Genomic DNA, 14,408 nt, shown 5'->3' with positions numbered 1-14,408 from the left:
AGGGAGTCCGTTCCCCATGGCTTCGTCCACCGCGTTGTTCGTCACCGGTGTCTCCACCGGTCTGTTCGCCGGCGGCGCCTCCTGCGCCGCCGTTCAGGGAGGTCTGCTCGCCGGGGCCGTCGGCCGCCGGTCCACCGAGTGGTCCGAGGAGAGGTGGCGGCGCAGCGGCCTCTTCGCCCCCGTCGGGGCCTTCCTCGGCGCCAAGCTCCTGTCCCACACCCTCCTCGGCGCCGCCCTCGGCCTGATCGGAGCCGCGGTCCAGCCGGGTCCCCGCACCCGGGCCGTGCTGATGCTGTGTGCGGGCGTACTGATGCTGCTGTTCGCCCTCGACATGTTCGGAGTGCGCGCGGTACGCCGCTTCGTGCCGCGCACGCCCGCCTCCTGGGGCCGGCGGGTCCGCCGCTCGGCCCGGAGCACGGCCGTCACCACCCCGGCCGTACTCGGCTTCCTGACCGTGCTCATCCCCTGCGGGGTGACCCTGAGCGTCGAGCTCCTCGCCGTCACCTCCGGCGGCCCGCTCGCGGGAGCGGCCGTCATGGCCGGCTTCGTCCTGGGGACCGGCCCGCTCTTCGCGGCCCTCGGCTTCTTCCTGCGCTCCGCGGCCCGGCTGTGGCAGGGGCGGCTGACCCTTGCGACCGCCGTCGTCGTGCTGCTCGTCGCGGTGTGGACCCTGGGCAGCGGGCTTCGGCTCGGCGGCTGGTGGCCCGCCGGGGCCCCGGCGGCGGTCGCCGCCGAGGTGGCGCCCGAGACGGTGGTGCTCCACCCGGACGGCACCCAGACCGTGACCATCCGGGCCCGTACGAACGCCTACGCCCCGGCCGACGTCACGGCGAAGGCCGGAGTCCCCACCACCCTGGTCGTCGCCACGCGGGGGACGGGCGGCTGCGTCCGCGCCTTCGTCCTTCCCGGCCTCGGCATCCAGAAGATCCTTCCCGCGACCGGGGCCACCGGCATCGACCTGGGCGTCCGGCAGCCGGGGACGCTGGAGTACAGCTGCGGCATGGGCATGTACGGCGGCCGGATCACCTTCGAGAGCCGGGAGGCCACCTCGTGAAGGAACGCTTGGAGTTCACCGTGACCGGCATGCACTGCAACAGCTGCGGCCTGCTGATCGACGACGAGGTGGAGGAGCTGGCGGGAGTGGCCGCCAGCGCGACGAGCCTGCGGACGGGCCGCACCGTCGTCGACACGGACCGGCCCGTCGATCCGGACGCCGTCATCGCGGCGATCGCCTCCGCGGGCTACCGGGCGGAACGCGCGCGGTAGCCCGAACGGGCCTCAGCCGGTCTCTGCCCCGGCCCCGGCCGCGAGGGCGTCGAGCAGTTCGCGTTCGCGTCCGGGGCCGAGGCCCGCGCGCCGGGTCCGGTCGAGGCCCCGTGCGCGCTCCCAGCGCAGGGTGTCGGCCAGCAGCTCGGCGCGCGGGCGGTGGCGCAGGCCCGCCGCGCGCGCCGCCGCCCCGCTCCGTGCCGCCCAGCCTTCCCAGCCCTTCTCGACCACCCACATCGGCAGCGAACCGGGGCCCATGTACTCGGCCACGCCGTGGGCGAGCAGCCACTCCGAGCCGGCGGAGACCACCGGACCGGTGTGGCCTCCGGCCGCGCGGGACAGTTCGATCCACCGAGCGAAGGGAACCACCGGGCCGACCGCGTCGTAGGTGCCGGTGGTTCCCTTCGCCGCGCAGTCGAGGAGCCAGCCGGCGAGGTCCCGTGCGTCGACGGTCTGGGTGGCGAGGTCCGGTTCGTCGGGGACCAGCATCGGCCCCACCGGATCGGCGGCGGCGCGGGCCGCCCAGTAGCCGGAGCGGTCGCTGTGATCGCCCGGGCCACCGATCAGGCCGGCGCGGGCGATCAGGAGCCGGTCGCCGACGGCGGCCGCGGACGCTTGCTCGCAGGCGACCTTGGCCTCGCCGTACACCGTGCGGTCGGTCTCGCTCGTTTCGACCGGGGCCAGCAGGGCCGCGGACTCGTCGGCGTCCAGGGCCGCGTGGGAGGCGTAGGCGCTGATCGAGGAGACGTAGGTCCAGTGCGCTGCCCGGTCCGCGAGCGCGGCGAGCGCCCCGCGTACGAAACCGGGCTGCCAGGACACCTCGATGACCGCGTCCCACGCGCGGTCCAGCAGGGGTTCGTACGCCGAAGGGGCGTGCCGGTCGGCCACCACGAGCCTGGCCCCGTCAGTGACGGGCCCGCTCTCGCCGCGTGCCAGGCAGGTCACCTGGTGACCGCGCTCGATCGCCTGCAGGGACAACTCCCTGCCCAGCCATGCCGTTCCGCCCAGAATGAGGATCTCCATGGCGCCAGCCAAGCACTACCCGCGCCGGATGCCGAGGCCGGTTCGCCGACAGCGGAGGGCGCCGCCCGTCCCCGGGGGCCCGTTCGCGCCCTCCCGGGGCGTGGTGACCTACGATCTTGCTGCGCCGGGCGTCCCGCCGCACGGGCGGCCGGTTCCGAGAGCAAGGACTGACATGGACAACGGATTCAAGGGCGTCCCGCCCACCACCCTCGCCGACTTCCTGGGCCGCGAGCAGGTCATGGACATCGGCATCCGCCCGCTGTGGGACGCGCCGCGCGTCGCGGGACCGGCGTACACGGTGCGGTGCGAGCCCGGGGACAACCTGATGCTCCACGCGGCCATCTACCGCGCCGAGCCGGGCTCGGTCATCGTCGTGGAATCGGGCGACCTGGACTACGCCCTCGCCGGCGGCAACGTGTGCGCCGTGGCCCAGCGCCGGGGCATCGCCGCGTTCGTGCTCGACGGGCTCCTGCGCGACCTCGCGGAGGTGCGCGCAGCGGGCTTCCCGGTCTTCGCCCGCGGTGTCATCCCCATCCCGGGAGGCAAGAAGAAGCTCGGCTCCCTCGGCGAGGCCGTGCGGGTCGGCGGAGTGAGCGTCCACCCCGGTGACATCGTGGTCGCCGACGAAGAGGGCGTCGTGGTCACCCCGGCCGCCCGGCAGGACGAGATCCTGCGGGCCTCCCTGGACAAGCTGGCCAAGGAGGCGGGGGAGTCCCTGGACACGTGGGAGGAGCAGCACCGCGCGCGCATCGAGAAGGCGCTCGGCGGCCTCGGCTTCACCGGCTGACCGCCCGTGCGCCGGGCCCCTGCGGGCCCGCCTGGACGCCGTACGCCGCCCCGTCGACGCGGGGGAGCCGGTCCGGTGGGCGGCGTGACCCGGTGGGCGACCCGACTCGGCCCCGGCCGCGTCGCGCGACCGGGGCCGAGGCCCTGGGTACGGCCGTGCTCAGCCGCGGTCGCCGCCGCCCTGCCGGTCGCCGCCGCCCTGCGGGGCGGTCAGCAGGACCTCGCGCAGTCGGGCGACCAGGGCGGAGGCGCTCTCCGGCTCCTCACCGCCCCCCTCGGCGCGGGAGTCGCCGGTCGACAGCTCCTCCAGGTTGTCGGAGAGCACGTCGGCGTAGGCCTGCTCCTTCTCCACCATTCCGCCGGGCTGGCGCAGCCCGATGGTGACCTCGATGGCCTTGCCGATCAGCGCGGTCATCACGAACGAGAACAGGCCGAGCACCACCGTGGCGGTGAGCTGCTTGCTCAGCAGGTCCCAGGAGCCGCCGTAGAACAGGCCCTTGTGGCCGGTCAGGGTCCCGGTCGCGCAGAGGCCGGCCATGACCATGCCGACGATGCCGCCCCACCCGTGGATGCCCACCACGTCCAGGGTGTCGTCCACGCCCAGCCGGTACTTCCAGCTGATCGCGAACGCGCAGGTCAGCCCGGCGAGGAAGCCGATGACGGTGGCCCAGACCGGGCTCACCCCGCCGGCCAGCGGGGTCATGGCGACCAGTCCCGTGACGGCGCCCATGCACATGTCGAGCAGGCCGACCTGCCGGGTGCGCCACCAACTGGTCACCGCCCAGCCGGCCATCGCGGCGCCCGCCGCGAGCTGACTGTTGAGGAAGGCCATCGCCGCGCCGCCCGGGGTCTCCAGGGAGGAACCGGTGTTGAAGCCGAACCAGCCGAACCACATGAGCGAGAGCCCGATGACCACGAGCGGCAGGTTGTGCGGCCGGATGCCCTGGCGGTCGAAGTCCGCCCGCTTGCCCGCGACGATGGCGAGGGCGAGCCCGGCGGCCCCCGATCCGATCTCCACGACCGTGCCGCCGGAGAAGTCGACGGCGCCGAGCTGCTTGGCGACCCAGCCGGCCGGGTCGAACACCCAGTGGGCCATGGGGATGTAGACCAGCAGGGTCCACGCGATGACGAAGACGATCCAGCCGCCCATCTTCGCGCGGCCCGCGATGGAACCGGCGATCAGGGCCACGGTGACCACCGCGAAGGACAGGTGGAACACCACGAAGGTGACCGTGGGCACCGAGCCGGTCAGCGAATCGACGTCGATCCCGCGGAGGAAGGCGTTGTCGAGCGTCCCGATGACCCCGAGCCCGCCGGCATCGGGGCCGAAGGCCAGGGAGTAGCCGATCGCGAACCAGAGGACGGTGACGATCACCATGCAGAAGAAGATCATTTTCAGCATGGCGACGATCTGGCCGGTGCGGACCATGCCGCCGTAGAAGAAGGCCACTCCGGGAGCCATCAGCAGCACCAGGGCCGTGGCCATCATCAGCCAGGCCGCGTTGCCGGAGTCGGCGACGGCGGGTGCGGCGGAGACCGTGGAGACGGTCGCGGCCATCGTGTGCGCGGTCACTTGTCACGCTCTCGTCGGTCCAGCACGGATACGATTTCGGCGAGCAGCGCGGCGTCCTGCTGCTCCGACCCGTCCTTGGCGGCTCCCACCGCGGCGGGTTCGCGCGGTGAGGCCGCGGCTCCGCCGATCCGGTCGCGGATCTCGTCCAGGGTCGCGTTGTCGTAGGCGACCTCCTCGTCCCGGCCGGGTACGTTCTCGTACTCCTCCGAGGCGCGGAAGCCGACGGCCTTGTCGATCACCTTGGCGATGAGCCAGGTCATCACGAAGGCGAAGGACCCCACCGCCAGGACGCCGACGGCCTGACGCCAGAGCTGGTCCAGGCCGCCCCCGTAGAAGAGGCCCTTCTTGCCGCTCATCGCGGACGTCGCGAAGAAGCCGATGGAGAGGACGCCGACGATGCCGCCCCAGCCGTGCACGCCGACCACGTCGAGGGTGTCGTCGACACCGATCTTGTACTTCATGTTGATGGCGAAGCAGCAGACCACACCGGCGGTGAAGCCGATGATCAGAGCGCCGAGCGGGGAGACCTCGCCGCAGGCCGGGGTGATGGCCACCATGCCGGCGACCGCCGCCGAGGCCACGCCCAGCATCTCCACGTGGCCCAGGCGCCACTTCTCGATGATCGGCCAGCCGATCATCGCGCCCGCGGCGGCCAGTTGGGTGTTGAGGAAGGTGGTCGGTGCGCTGCCCTCGACCTGGAGAGCGGAACCCGCGTTGAAGCCGAACCAGCCGAACCACAGCAGCGCCAGACCGATGATAACCAGGGGCAGGTTGTGCGGGCGGATCGTCTCGCGCTCGAAGTCCTTGCGCTTGCGCAGCACGATGGCCACCGCGAGCCCCGAGGCGCCCGAGCTGAGCTCGACCGGCAGACCGCCGGCGTAGTCGAGCGCGCCCAGGGACTTGTTGATCCAGCCGTCGGAGGCGAACACCCAGTGCGCGGTGGGCACGTAGACCAGCATGGTCCAGGCGACGACGAAGACCAGCCACCCCTTCATGGTGGCGCGGCCCGCGATCGAGCCGCTGATCAGCGCCACCGTGATGATCGCGAAGGACATCTGGAAACAGGCGAAGATCACGGTCGGGATGGATCCGTGCAAGGAGTCCATTCCGATGCCGCGGAAGAAGGCGTGGTCGAGGTTGCCGATCATGCCGCCGCCGGAGTCCTTGCCGAAGGCGAGGGAGTAACCGACCGCGACCCACAGGATGGTCACCAGCGACAGGCAGGCGAAGCTCATCTTGAGCATCACCAGCACGTGTTTGGTTTGGACCATGCCCCCGTAGAAGAAGGCGAGGCCGGGGGTCATCAGCAGCACCATGGCGGTGCTCGCCATCATCCAGGCGGTATTACCCGTATCGTAGCCACTGGGCATCTGGTGGAGCTCTCTCTGGTCGTGAACGGGCGTGAGGGAGTGCGGAGTTCAGGTCTTGCGCAGGTCCGGGGCGGGTACGCCGATCAGCCTGCGCCGCACCGCGTCCCAGACGGCACCGAGCGCCCGGGTCACGGCCTCGGTGTGCTCCCCGAGCAGCCGCACCCAGGCCCCGCAGTCCTGCGGCAGCACGCTGACCCCGTACGCGAGCCCGCGGCCGGCCAGGGTCGCGTGCAGCAGGTCGGCGAGTTCGCGGGCGGGGGCGAGCGGGCTGACCGCGAAGAAGCAGGCCATCACCGAATGGCCGGCGAGTACGGCGGGCCCGTCGACGGAGCCGGAGCCGGAGCCGGAGCGGCCGGCGGCCCCCGCGGCCCCGCCCGGCTCCAGTCGCACGGTGTCCAATGCGACCAACTCGCCTCCCGGCCGCCGCAGTTCGAAGTCGGAGGCGAAGACCTGGTAGGCGTTGCGCTCCCCGCGCGCGAGCCGGCCGGACAGGACGGTCTCGCTCACCAGGACGGTGGCCGTGGGGTCGGCGGTGATCACCGTGCGCTGGTAGAAGCGGGAATCGACGTAGGGGATGACCGGGTCCGGCAGGTACTCCACGTACGCGTCCGGGCCGGCGGTCAGGAGGGTCTGGGCGACGGCGTAGTCGTGCTCCATCCGGTAGACCTTGGTGGCCGCCTGGGTGGTGACGTGCGCCGAGGTGCCGGGGCCGAAGGACAGGTCGGTGCGCAGCCGGTCGGCCTGGATGACCCCGCCGCCCGTGGACATCAGGAAGGTGATGGGCAGATCAGGGCGGTACGGGTCGAAGTAGAGCGGGCGCATGATCTGGAGCGGGGACTTCTGGTAGTGCCGCACCAGCTCGGTGCGGTCACCGACCCGCTCGAAGGCCAGCTCCAGCAGGCCGACCTTGCCGGGGCGCCCGACACCGAGGGTGTCGGGCACCGAGGAGTGCCGCAGCACCTCCAGGGGGACGCGTGGCGGTTCGTAGTGCGCGGGCTCCAGGCGCGCCGGCGGCAGGAGGCCGCGGGGTGGAGCGTGGGGCGGAGTGTGGGGCGGGTCCGCCACCGGGTCCGCCACCACGCTCACGCCGGTACCCGGCGGAAGGACTCGATGAAGGTGGCCACGTCCTCCAGGCCCTGCCCGGTCAGGCAGTTGGTCAGGACCACGGGGCGGCCCTCGCGCACGCGGTGCGCGTCGGACTCCATGACGCCGATGTCGCAGCGGACGTACTGGGCGATGTCGATCTTGTTGATCACCAGCAGGTCGGACTCGGTGATGCCCGGACCGCGCTTGCGGGGCATCTTCTCGCCCTCGGCAGTGTCCAGGACGAAGAGGAAGAGGTCGACCAGGACCGGGCTGAACGTGAGGGTGAGGTTGTCGCCGCCCGACTCGTAGAGCAGGGTGTCGACATCGGGGAACCGCTCCAGCATCTCCGCGCCCGCCGCCAGGTTCATCGTCGGGTCGTCGCGCACCGCTGTGTGCGGGCACGCACCGGTCTCCACGCCCACGACGCGCTCGGGGTCGAGCACCCCGGCCAGGGTGCGGCGGACCTGGCGGGCGTCCTCCTGGGTGTAGATGTCGTTCGTGATCACGGCGGGCCGGTGGCCGCGCGCGATGAGCACGGGCACCAGCGCCTCGATCAGCGCCGTCTTGCCGGAGCCGACGGGGCCGCCGACACCGACGCGCAGAACGTTGTCCTCGGTCATCAAAGTCACACACCTCAAGTAAAGACAGCTTGATGAAAGGAAGGGGGCAGCGAACTAGGTGGCGAACAGCCTTGCCTCTGCCCGTTCATGACGGCCCGACATGATGTCGGCCATCGGAACGCACCCGCCGAGATCGGCGAGTTCACGGTGCAGCGCCGCCCCCGTCACCTCCTCGATGACGGGTGCGATCCCGCGCAGCACCACCTGCGCCTTGCGGTGGTCCGTGAGCCGCAGCCGCAGCGCGGCCCCGGTGAAGCTGGCCGCGTAGGCGAACAGATCGCTCACGACGGCCTGTTCGGCCGGGACGCCGGCGGCCGCGTACGCGACCCCGGCGGCCACGGCCTGCGAGCCGGGGGCCCGCTTGGCGGCCACGAGCTCCGCGTACCGCTCCAGGGGCTCCCCGCCGACGCACTCGCGGGCCATGTCCAGCAGCTGGCGGCCGGTACGGGTGGCGGCGCGGCGCAGCCCCTCGTTCAGCTTGGCCGCGTTCAGCCGTTGGTCGGTCTCGGCCAGGGCCTCCCAGTCACCGGCCAGCGCGGCCCGGTGGGCCAGCGCCAGCGCGGTGGCGTCGGAGGGCCCCACCGCATGCCGCAGCAGGTCGGCCAGCAGCCCCGGTACGCCCTCCGGGGTCACGGCCTTGGCCTGGGCGTAGCCCTCCAGGCCGTGGGAGAGGGTGTAGAAGCCGCTGGGGAAGGCCGAGTCGGTGAGCTGGAGGCTGACCAGCAGGGCCCGCACCGGCGTCCCGGCCGCGGGGCCGGCCACGGCGGAGTCGGCGGCAGCGCTCATGCCAGGTAGAACAGGTGGTTCAGGGGCAGTTCGCGGGCCGGCTCGATGGTGGCCGGCACCCCGTCGAGGGTGACCTTGTAGGTCTCCGGGTCCACGGTGATGACCGGGAGGGCGTCGTTGCGGACCATGTGCTGCTTGCCGACGGTGCGGCAGTGCCGCACCGGCAGGACCCTGCTGTCCAGGCCCAGCTTCTCCGGCACGCCGAGTTCGATCGCGGCCTGCGACATGAAGGACACCCGGGTGGCCTGCTTGGCCTTGCCGTACGCGCCGAACATCGGCCGGTAGTAGACCGGTTGCGGGGTCGGCAGCGAGGCGTTCGGGTCGCCCATCAGGGCCCAGTTGATCAGTCCGCCCTTGATGACCATCTTCGGCTTGGCGGCGAAGGAGCCGATCGGCCACAGCACGATGTCGGCGAGCTTGCCGGTCTCCAGGGAGCCGATGTGCTCGGCGGTGCCCGTGGCGATCGCCGGGTTGATCGTGATCTTGGCGAGGTAGCGCAGGGCGCGGAAGTTGTCGTTGCGCTCGGTGTCGCCGTCGAGCTTGCCGCGCTGGTCCTTGCAGTGGTGCGCGGTCTGGAAGGCGCGGGTCCAGGACTCGCCGATGCGGCCCATGGCCTGGGAGTCGGAGGAGAAGATCGAGATGACCCCCTCGTCGTGCAGCACGGTCTCGGCGGCGATCGTCTCGGCGCGCACGCGCGAGTCCGCGAAGGAGACGTCCTCCGGGATGTCGTGCGACAGGTGGTGACAGACCATCACCATGTCGAGGAGCTCGTCGACCGAGTTCACCGTGTACGGCAGGGTCGGGTTCGTGGAGGACGGCAGGACGTTGGGCTCGCCGGCCACCCGCATGATGTCGGGGGCGTGGCCGCCGCCCGCGCCCTCGGTGTGGAAGGTATGGATGGTGCGCCCGTCGATGGCCGAGCGGGTGTCCTCGAAGAAGCCGGACTCGTTCAGGGTGTCCGTGTGCACCGCGACCTGGACGTCGTAGGCGTCGGCCACGTCGAGGGCCCGGCTCAGCGCGGCCGGGGTGGTGCCCCAGTCCTCGTGGACCTTCAGGCCGCAGACGCCGGCCTCGACCTGCTCGATCAGCGCTTCCGGCAGCGAGCCGTTGCCCTTGCCCAGCAGGCCGACGTTGACCGGCAGGTCCTCGGACGCCTGGTACATGCGGCCGATGTTCCACGGACCCGGGGTGCAGGTGGTGCCGTTGGTGCCGTCGGAGGGGCCGGTGCCGCCGCCGATGAGGGTGGTGATGCCGTTGGACAGGCCGTGCTCGGCCTGCTGCGGGGCGATGAAGTGGATGTGGCTGTCGATGCCGCCCGCCGTGGCGATCATGTGCTCGCCGGAGATGACCTCGGTGCCCGGGCCGATGACCAGCTTGGGGTGGACGCCGGACTGGGTGTGCGGGTTGCCGGACTTGCCGAGACCCGCGATGAACCCGTCCTTGATGCCCAGGTCGCCCTTGACGACGCCGAGGATCGCGTCCATGACGACGACGTTGGTGATGACCAGGTCCAGGGCCCCCTGCAGGTTGGTGGCCTGCGGGTCCTGCGCCATGCCGTCGCGGATGCCCTTGCCGCCGCCGTAGACGGCCTCGTCGCCGTAGTGGCCCTCGTTGTGGTCCTTCTCGACCTCGATGACCAGGTTGGTGTCCGCCAGGTGGAAGCGGTCGCCGACGGTCGGCCCGAACAGGTCGGTGTACTGCTTGCGGCTCAGGACAGCCATCGCTACTTGTCGCCCTTCTTGGAGGTCTTGGCCTTCTTGGCGGCCGCGGTCTTGGCGGGTGCCTTGGCGGCGGGCTTCGCCGCGGGCTTGGCCGCGGTCTTCGAGGCCGGCTTCGCCGCGGCCTTCGTGACCTTCGCGACCTGCAGGGCCGGCGAGGCGGCCTGGGCGTCCGCGGCCTGCTGGGCCGACTCCGCCCGGGCCCCCAGGAATCCGAGCTCGACGGCCCGGTTCATCGCGCGGACGCGGGTGTCGGTGGAGCCGAGACCGCCGTTGGTCAGGGAGCTGAAACCGATCAGCCGGCCGTGGCCGCTGTACGCGGTGAGTTCGACCTCGCGGGTGTCGCCCGGCTCGAAGCGGACGCCGGTGCCCGCGGGGAGGTCGAGGTGCATGCCGTAGGCGGCGTTGCGGTCGAAGTCGAGGGCTCGGTTGACCTCGAAGAAGTGGTAGTGCGAGCCGACCTGGACCGCGCGGTCGCCGGTGTTCGACACGGTGACCTTGGCCTTGCGGCGGCCGGCGTTGATCTCTACGGAGCCTTCGCCGTAGAGGTATGAGACGCCACCTGACATGGTGGTACTTCCCTTCCTTCGGTTCAGTGGGGGGAATGGCCGTGCGGGTGACCGTGACCGTGACCTCGGCCGTCCGCGCGGCGGTGGCTCTCGCCGTGAGCGTGGGTGTGCGCGTCCGTGTGGTGCGCGTCCGGGTCCGCGCCCGGGTCCGGGCCCGGATGGGTGTGGTCGTGGTCGCCGCCCGGGCCGTGGGTGTGCGCGTACCCGTGCCCGTGTTCGGCGTCCAGCCCCTCGGCCACACCGTCGTGCCCGTGGGCCAGCCGGTGCAGCGCCTCCTGCGCGCGGGCCCGTACGACTTGGGCGATCGCCGCGTCGGACAGCAGCGGACCGGTGTCCAGGACCCCGGCCGGGAGCTCCGCCGGCGGGACGAACGCGGCCCGGACCAGGGCGACATGGCCGGCGCCGAGCCGGCGGCAGCGCTCCGCCCCCTCCGCCAGGTCGGGATCGCCCCCGTCGAAGGCGACCTCGACCCAGCGGTGGTGCCCGTACTGGCGCACCAGCCGGGCCACCCGGAACAGATCGGCGTCCTCGAAGGGGCCCGCGACCGGTGCCGTGACCAGCACGGCGGAGGTGTCGGGAGCCTCGCGCACCGCCTTGAGGGCGGCGGTACGGAGCCACGCGGTCAGGTGGTCCACGGTGGCGAAGGGGGGCGCCAGCACGAGCCGCCCGGGTCCCTCCTCCCGGCTCAGCCAGCGCAGGGCGCGGGCGCAGTCGGCGATCAGCCCGGGGTCGCGCCCCAGGGTCATCGGGACCACGCACACCGGCTCGGGCGAGGCGGCGAGCGCCGCGCGCACCGCTTCGGACAGCGGGCGGCCGGGGTGTACGCCGCCTGCCGCGGCGCCGCCCTCGTGACCGCCGGCCAGGATGACCGAGGCCGCCGATTCCGTTGCCCGGCCGGGCCGTTCGGGTGCGATGGCCGCCACCGCTCAGGCGCCGACGGGGTCGTGGCAGGAGACGAGCTTGGTGCCGTCCACGAAGGCGGCCTCGACCTGGAGCAGCGGGAGCATCTCCCGTACGCCCTTCATGACATCGGCGGCGGAGACGATCTGCTTGCCGAGTTCCATGCACTCGGCGACGGTCCTGCCGTCGCGCGCTCCTTCGAGGATGCCCTCGCTGATCAGGGCACAGGCCTCGCTGTAGTTGAGCTTGACACCCCGGTCTCGCCGCTTGCGGGCCAGGTCGGCCACGACGTAGATCCAGAGCTTGTCCATCTCACGGGGAGCGAGATTCATCGGTCACTCACTTTCGGCTCTCAAGGTGGTTCAGGTACCGCTGGTGCTGCGTAGGGGTGCCGGTGTTGCCGCGACGGCGTCAGGTCCGGTGCAGTCGGGGGATCTGGGGCACGGCGGCGACGAAGACGAGCGTGGTCAGGACGAACGGCCAGGTGAAGGTGTGGCCGCCGAACGGGTCGAAGAAGGCGGTCATCGCGGCCGTGAGGCCGGTCGCGGCGGCGGCGCCGAGTACGGCGAACGCGAAGCTCCAGTTGGAGCGCACGAGGAAGACGCCGCACAGGGCCATCGCGACGAGCACGCTGCTGTAGCCCATGAGCCCCTGCGAGACGGCGTCCGACGGTGAACCCATCGCCCAGGCAACGAAGATGGCCGTGACGCTGCCGACGCAGGCCATGACCCCGGCGACCCGGCTGGCCACGAAGATGCCGGCGAGGAAGATCAGGCCGACGTACCACTGCGGCATGAAGAAGATCTGGCCGACGTTGGCGAAGAAGGCCCGCCAGAGCTGGCCCCAGTCGAGTGAGGTGGTTCCGGCGGCGGCCGCGGGCAGCGCCGCCAGATCGGGGCCGGTGTGCCACACCCGGGAGAAGCTCGGTGCGGCGATGGTCATGACGCTCGCGATGATGCAGAACGGCGCCGTGAACGTGGGGATGTTCCAGGTGCCGAGGATGGTGGCCAGCGCCGAGGTGACGACCACCACGGTGATGCTGCCGCCGATCGCGAGCAGCAGGGTGGACAGGTGGTCCCACCCGAGGAAGACGGCGAACCCGAGCGAGACGAGGGTGCCGTTGAAGCCGCGCAGTCCCGCCGAGACGATCTCGCGGTCGATGCCGAACGCGTAAGCGGTGGCGGTCCCGACGACAGCGCCGAGGAGGCCGTAGAGGGCGTACTGCCAGCCGGCGGCGGCGAGGGCGGCGAGGAAGAAGATGCCCGTGACCGCGTTCGGCATGAAATCGACCTGGGCGACGCCGCGCAGGACTTCTTGGATGAAGCTCGCGGGTTGAGCGGGAGCCTGGCGTGCGGGCTCCGTTGCCAAGGCCTGCATTTCCTTCTCCAATGTGCAAAAAAAGGAGGGCCCTGAAGGGCCCGTTAATCGGCGGTGCGTTGACGACGACAGTACCGGTGAATCAGGCCAATTCCGCCTGAGTATGGGCGTGTCGGGCCAAGCGGGAGAATGCGGCAAGGTTGTCGTAAGTGTGTTCGTCATTCCCGATCCATATAGGGAAAGGAAATAGGATCGAAATATCGAATATTGAATATCGAATGGCGGGAAAAGGGCGTCGGCCGAGCCCGGAAGGGTCATCGAACCCGCTGCGATGGCGCGCCGCGGCGGCCTGACCCACCGTGGTGGTGTCCCTTGGAAGGGTGCGATTCCTTGCGGGTGCCCGATGGTGGGCCGAGCTGTCGCCGGCCGCCGGCGCCGCCGTCATGGCGGCCGGGATCATCTCGGCCGGGCTGCACCTGATCGGCCGGGACGCGCTGTCGATCGGCGCGCTGGCCGTCTGCGCCGCGTTGTGGCTCGTCCTCGCAGCCGACTTCGCCGCCCGGCTCATGGGCGACCGCCGGCGGTTCCGCGCCGAGGCCGACACCCCGGCGGCGCTGACCGCCGTGGCCGCCACGGCCGTGCTCGGCAACCGGCTCTCCCTCCTCGGGTGGCAGTCCCTGGCCCTCGGGCTGCTGGCGCTGGCCGCCGCGCTCTGGCCGGGGCTGCTGGTCGCCGTACTGCGGCACTGGGGCTACCGGATGCCCGGTGCGGCTTTCCTCGTCTGCGTGGCCACCCAGGGGCTCGCCGTCCTGGCGGGCACCCTGGCCGCCCCCACCGGCCACGACTGGCTCGGCCGGGCGGCGCTGGCAGCCTTCTGTCTGGGACTCCTGCTCTACGTCGAGGCGCTCGCGCGCTTCGACTTCCGCCAAGTGGTCTCGGGCGCGGGCGACCACTGGGTGGCCGGCGGAGCGCTCTCCATCACCGCCCTGGCCGGATCCGGGCTCACGGCGTCACCGCTGTGGACGGGATGGGTGCACGCGGGGCTGCGCACCGTCACCCTGGTGACCCTCGGCCTCTCCCTGGCCTGGTACGTCGTGCTGGTCGCCGCCGAAGCGGCCCGGCCGCGCCCCCGCTACGACGTCCGGCGCTGGTCGAGCGTCTTCCCGCTCGGCATGACGGCGACCGCCTGCCTCGCCGCGGCCGTCCCGACCGGGGTGGAGTGGCTGAGGCCCCTCGGTACGGTGCTGCTCTGGGTGGCGGTCGGGGCGTGGGTGCTGACCTTCGTGGCGTTCCTCATGGAACACGGGAGGGCCCGACGGCGGACGTGAGCGGGTGGGCGCGTTCGTCCCGGCGGCAGCTACGGCTACGGCTCTGGATCGACGACGCCGACGTGG

At 71.9% G+C, this 14,408-nt stretch carries 15 protein-coding genes; 4 read left to right on the top strand and 11 right to left on the bottom strand.

The genetic code is table 11. From position 1 onward, the window contains the following. Window positions 1-16: 16 nt before the first annotated feature. Both ACFYYB_RS02150 and ACFYYB_RS02145 read left to right on the top strand, forming a co-directional pair. Window positions 17-1,054: a sulfite exporter TauE/SafE family protein gene (locus tag ACFYYB_RS02150; protein WP_389432716.1), complete on the top strand. Its 1,038-nt coding sequence runs from the start codon at window positions 17-19 to the stop codon at window positions 1,052-1,054. Further along, window positions 1,051-1,266 (top strand): heavy-metal-associated domain-containing protein, encoded by a 216-nt coding sequence (locus ACFYYB_RS02145; RefSeq protein WP_389432714.1) that lies wholly within the window; start codon window positions 1,051-1,053, stop codon window positions 1,264-1,266. Before ACFYYB_RS02150 ends, ACFYYB_RS02145 begins: the two co-directional genes overlap by 4 nt. Before the next feature lie 12 nt (window positions 1,267-1,278). On the opposite strand, the gene ACFYYB_RS02140 is transcribed toward ACFYYB_RS02145, so the two are convergent. Then, the gene (locus ACFYYB_RS02140; protein WP_389432712.1) at window positions 1,279-2,289 is read right to left on the bottom strand and encodes an oxidoreductase; all 1,011 of its coding nucleotides are present in this window, start codon (window positions 2,287-2,289) and stop codon (window positions 1,279-1,281) included. Window positions 2,290-2,461: 172 nt separating this feature from the next. On the opposite strand from ACFYYB_RS02140, the gene ACFYYB_RS02135 reads away from it, so the two are divergent. Next, window positions 2,462-3,076: an RraA family protein gene (locus tag ACFYYB_RS02135; protein ID WP_389432710.1), complete on the top strand. Its 615-nt coding sequence runs from the start codon at window positions 2,462-2,464 to the stop codon at window positions 3,074-3,076. Window positions 3,077-3,235: 159 nt separating this feature from the next. On the opposite strand, the gene ACFYYB_RS02130 is transcribed toward ACFYYB_RS02135, so the two are convergent. From ACFYYB_RS02130 to ACFYYB_RS02085, 10 genes are all read right to left on the bottom strand, one after another. Further along, entirely contained in the window at window positions 3,236-4,648 is a 1,413-nt protein-coding gene (locus tag ACFYYB_RS02130; protein ID WP_389432708.1) for an ammonium transporter, read from the bottom strand. Further along, window positions 4,645-5,982 carry an ammonium transporter gene (locus ACFYYB_RS02125; protein ID WP_389432706.1) on the bottom strand — a complete coding sequence of 446 codons (1,338 nt, stop codon included), beginning with the start codon at window positions 5,980-5,982 and terminating at the stop codon, window positions 4,645-4,647. Before ACFYYB_RS02125 ends, ACFYYB_RS02130 begins: the two co-directional genes overlap by 4 nt. An 84-nt stretch (window positions 5,983-6,066) precedes the next feature. Next, complete coding sequence (locus tag ACFYYB_RS02120) at window positions 6,067-7,104, bottom strand: urease accessory protein UreD (RefSeq protein WP_389432704.1); 1,038 nt, start codon at window positions 7,102-7,104, stop codon at window positions 6,067-6,069. Beyond that, window positions 7,101-7,724: an urease accessory protein UreG gene (gene ureG, locus ACFYYB_RS02115; RefSeq protein ID WP_250738243.1), complete on the bottom strand. Its 624-nt coding sequence runs from the start codon at window positions 7,722-7,724 to the stop codon at window positions 7,101-7,103. Before ureG ends, ACFYYB_RS02120 begins: the two co-directional genes overlap by 4 nt. Window positions 7,725-7,778: 54 nt before the next feature. Beyond that, a complete protein-coding gene (locus ACFYYB_RS02110) occupies window positions 7,779-8,510 on the bottom strand; it encodes an urease accessory protein UreF (protein ID WP_389432701.1) in 732 nt (243 codons plus the stop codon). Further along, on the bottom strand, window positions 8,507-10,231 hold the full coding sequence (gene ureC / locus ACFYYB_RS02105; RefSeq protein ID WP_389432699.1) for an urease subunit alpha: 1,725 nt from the start codon (window positions 10,229-10,231) through the stop codon (window positions 8,507-8,509). Before ureC ends, ACFYYB_RS02110 begins: the two co-directional genes overlap by 4 nt. Before the next feature lie 2 nt (window positions 10,232-10,233). Beyond that, window positions 10,234-10,797, bottom strand: a complete 564-nt coding sequence (locus ACFYYB_RS02100) for an urease subunit beta (protein WP_389432697.1) — start codon at window positions 10,795-10,797, stop codon at window positions 10,234-10,236. Between the two features lie 23 nt (window positions 10,798-10,820). Beyond that, window positions 10,821-11,720, bottom strand: coding sequence for a sirohydrochlorin chelatase (locus ACFYYB_RS02095; RefSeq protein WP_389432695.1), 900 nt, complete (start codon window positions 11,718-11,720; stop codon window positions 10,821-10,823). 3 nt (window positions 11,721-11,723) lie between these two features. Next, on the bottom strand, window positions 11,724-12,029 hold the full coding sequence (locus ACFYYB_RS02090; protein ID WP_243332378.1) for an urease subunit gamma: 306 nt from the start codon (window positions 12,027-12,029) through the stop codon (window positions 11,724-11,726). Between the two features lie 79 nt (window positions 12,030-12,108). Next, window positions 12,109-13,074, bottom strand: a complete 966-nt coding sequence (locus tag ACFYYB_RS02085; RefSeq protein WP_389432692.1) for an urea transporter — start codon at window positions 13,072-13,074, stop codon at window positions 12,109-12,111. A gap of 320 nt (window positions 13,075-13,394) precedes the next feature. Between ACFYYB_RS02085 and ACFYYB_RS02080 the strand changes: the two genes are divergently transcribed. Then, window positions 13,395-14,342, top strand: a complete 948-nt coding sequence (locus tag ACFYYB_RS02080; protein ID WP_389432690.1) for a tellurite resistance/C4-dicarboxylate transporter family protein — start codon at window positions 13,395-13,397, stop codon at window positions 14,340-14,342. The last annotated feature ends 66 nt before the right edge of the window (window positions 14,343-14,408 follow it).

The sequence above is a fragment of the Streptomyces sp. NPDC002886 genome, assembly GCF_042888445.1.
Taxonomy (GTDB): Bacteria; Actinomycetota; Actinomycetes; order Streptomycetales; family Streptomycetaceae; genus Streptomyces.
Note: the sequence above shows the minus strand (reverse complement) of the source record. Positions and strands in the feature narration are given on the sequence as shown.

What these genes read in the sequence shown, in the direction of transcription:
- ACFYYB_RS02140 (WP_389432712.1), bottom strand. Translation starts at nt 2,289, where the DNA reads ATGGAGATCCTCATTCTGGGCGGAACGGCATGGCTGGGCAGGGAGTTG.
- ACFYYB_RS02125 (WP_389432706.1), bottom strand. Translation starts at nt 5,982, where the DNA reads ATGATGGCGAGCACCGCCATGGTGCTGCTGATGACCCCCGGCCTCGCC.
- ACFYYB_RS02135 (WP_389432710.1), top strand. Translation starts at nt 2,462, where the DNA reads ATGGACAACGGATTCAAGGGCGTCCCGCCCACCACCCTCGCCGACTTC.
- ureG (WP_250738243.1), bottom strand. Translation starts at nt 7,724, where the DNA reads ATGACCGAGGACAACGTTCTGCGCGTCGGTGTCGGCGGCCCCGTCGGC.
- ACFYYB_RS02100 (WP_389432697.1), bottom strand. Translation starts at nt 10,797, where the DNA reads ATGTCAGGTGGCGTCTCATACCTCTACGGCGAAGGCTCCGTAGAGATC.
- ACFYYB_RS02110 (WP_389432701.1), bottom strand. Translation starts at nt 8,510, where the DNA reads ATGAGCGCTGCCGCCGACTCCGCCGTGGCCGGCCCCGCGGCCGGGACG.
- ACFYYB_RS02085 (WP_389432692.1), bottom strand. Translation starts at nt 13,074, where the DNA reads ATGCAGGCCTTGGCAACGGAGCCCGCACGCCAGGCTCCCGCTCAACCC.
- ACFYYB_RS02090 (WP_243332378.1), bottom strand. Translation starts at nt 12,029, where the DNA reads ATGAATCTCGCTCCCCGTGAGATGGACAAGCTCTGGATCTACGTCGTG.
- ureC (WP_389432699.1), bottom strand. Translation starts at nt 10,231, where the DNA reads ATGGCTGTCCTGAGCCGCAAGCAGTACACCGACCTGTTCGGGCCGACC.
- ACFYYB_RS02150 (WP_389432716.1), top strand. Translation starts at nt 17, where the DNA reads ATGGCTTCGTCCACCGCGTTGTTCGTCACCGGTGTCTCCACCGGTCTG.